Origin of the sequence: Mesorhizobium sp. M1A.F.Ca.IN.020.06.1.1, assembly GCF_004023265.1 — a bacterium.
Classification (GTDB): domain Bacteria; phylum Pseudomonadota; class Alphaproteobacteria; order Rhizobiales; family Rhizobiaceae; genus Mesorhizobium.
The window spans coordinates 1-2,469 of record NZ_RZSR01000893.1 but is presented as its reverse complement, the minus strand read 5'-3'; the positions used below and the strand labels follow the sequence as shown (position 1 = coordinate 2,469).

The 2,469-nt window shown below is 61.4% G+C and carries 2 protein-coding genes; both read left to right on the top strand.

The window, feature by feature from the left end; all coding sequences use genetic code 11:
- The first annotated feature begins 40 nt into the window (after positions 1-40).
- On the top strand, positions 41-808 hold the full coding sequence (locus EOA60_RS28625) for a DeoR/GlpR family DNA-binding transcription regulator (protein WP_095800787.1): 768 nt from the start codon (positions 41-43) through the stop codon (positions 806-808).
- Between the two features lie 126 nt (positions 809-934).
- On the top strand, positions 935-2,461 hold the full coding sequence (gene glpD / locus EOA60_RS28620; protein WP_128312283.1) for a glycerol-3-phosphate dehydrogenase: 1,527 nt from the start codon (positions 935-937) through the stop codon (positions 2,459-2,461).
- Positions 2,462-2,469 lie beyond the last annotated feature (8 nt).

Genomic DNA, 2,469 nt, shown 5'->3' with positions numbered 1-2,469 from the left:
TTCCGATATAGACGGAAAAAACGAAAATGAAGGATAGCGGATGTTCCTTTCGCCCCGTCACGCCGAGATCATCCAGATGGCGAAGGACGACGGCCGGGTGCTGGTCGACGATCTGGCGACACATTTCAGCGTGACGCCGCAGACCATCCGCAAGGACCTCAACGATCTCTGTGACCAGCGGCTGCTGACGCGCATCCATGGCGGGGCGCTGTTCCCGTCCGGCATCGAGAACATGGAATACGAGGCGCGGCGCAAAATCGCTGCCGATGAGAAGGAGGCGATCGGCCGCGCGGCGGCCAGGCTCATTCCCGACAACGCCTCGCTGTTCATCAATATAGGCACCACGACGGAAGCTGTCTCAAAGGCGCTTCTCGACCATAACGGGCTTATGGTCATCACCAATAACATCAACGTTGCCAATAGGATGCGGATCTATCCTTCGATCGAGGTGGTGATCGCCGGCGGCGTTGTACGCGGCTCCGACGGCGGCGTCGTGGGTGAGGCCGCGGTGGATTTCATTCGCCAGTTCAAAGTCGACTACGCCGTCATCGGCGCCTCGGCCATCGACCATGACGGCGCGCTGCTCGACTTCGACTTTCGCGAAGTGAAAGTGGCGCAGGCCATCATCGCCAATGCGCGTCATGTGATTCTCGTCTCCGACCGGACAAAATTCGAGCGCACGGCGCCGGTTCGCATTGGTCACCTGTCGCAGGTGAACACCTTCATCACCGACCGTTGCGACATCCCTTCGGTGCGCCGGATTTGCGAGGAAACGGAGGTTCGTTTGATCGAGACAGCGCTCGGATAACGTCTCTTCACGGACATCTCACGCACCTGTGATATTTCGTTTGACATTCGGATCGAGTTCGAAATAATCCCGCCACGGTTTCGCGAAACACAAAAATGGTGCAATGCGAAATCGTGGAGGAACCCTGTGGACGCATCTCCGATCCATGACATTTTTGTCATAGGCGGCGGCATCAATGGCTGCGGCATCGCCCGCGACGCCGTTGGCCGCGGATTTTCCGTATACCTCGCCGAGATGAACGATCTCGCCAGCGGGACTTCCTCCGGCTCGACCAAACTGATCCATGGCGGGTTGCGCTATCTCGAGTTCTACGAATTCCGGCTGGTGCGCGAAGCGCTGATGGAGCGCGAGGTTCTGTGGAAGAACGCGCCGCATATCATCTGGCCGATGCGCTTCGTGCTGCCCTACGCCAAGGGCCTGCGTCCGGCCTGGCTGATCCGGCTCGGCCTTTTCCTTTACGACCATATCGGCGGGCGCAAGCTGCTGCCGGCGACCAAGACGCTGGACATGGCCACCGATCCGGCCGGCAAGCCGCTTAAGCCGCTGTTCCGCAAGGCGTTCGAATATTCGGACGGCTGGGTCAACGATGCCCGCCTCGTGGCGCTCAATGCCCGCGACGCGGCCGACCGCGGCGCCGTCATCCGCACTCGCACCAAGGTGGTCAGCGCGCGCCGCGAGAGCGGGCTGTGGACGATCAAGATCCAGAACGTGCTGACCGGCGAGATCGAGGAAGTCCGCGCGCGTCTTCTCGTCAACGCCGCCGGGCCGTGGGTCGATCAGGTATTGGCAAAAACCGTCGGCCAGAACGATGTGCACAATGTTCGGCTGGTGCAGGGCAGCCACATCGTCATCGGCAAGAAGTTCGACGATCCGCGCGCCTATTTCTTTCAGAACAAGGACGGACGCATCATCTTCGCCATTCCTTACGAAGAAGAGTTCACGCTGATCGGCACCACCGACCGCGACTTTCCCGGCGATCCGCATGAGGTGAAGATCAGCGATACCGAGATCGACTATCTTTGCGCCGCCGCGAGCGAATATTTCGCCCAGCCGGTCAAGCGTTCGGACATCGTCTGGACCTATTCGGCGCTGCGCCCGCTTTATGACGACGGCGCCTCGAAGGCGCAGGAGGCGACGCGCGACTATGTGCTGAAGGCCGATGGCGGGGAGGGTGCCGCCCCCTTGCTCAACGCCTTCGGCGGCAAGATCACCACGTTCCGCCGGCTGGCGGAATCGATGTTGGAGAAGATCGAAGGCTTTCTCGGCAAGCGCGGCAAGCCATGGACCGCCAACGCGCCGCTGCCCGGCGGCGATTTTCCGGCGACCGGGTTCGACGAGCAGGTATCGAGGCTCAAGAACGCCTATCCGTTCCTCGACCAACGGCTGGCACGCAGGTTGACCCGGCTTTACGGCACGCGCGCGGAGAAGCTGCTTGGCCTCGCCAAGTCGAATGCCGATCTCGGCCGCAATTTCGGTGCCGACCTCTACGAAGCCGAGGTGCGCTACCTGGTCGAGAACGAGTGGGCGATCACCGCCGAGGACGTGCTGTGGCGCAGGACCAAACGCGGCCTGCATTTCAGCCGCGAGCAGACGGCGGCATTGGAAGAATTCATGCGCGGGTTAAGCAGCCGCCATGTCGCCGCGGCGGAATGAGGATCGAG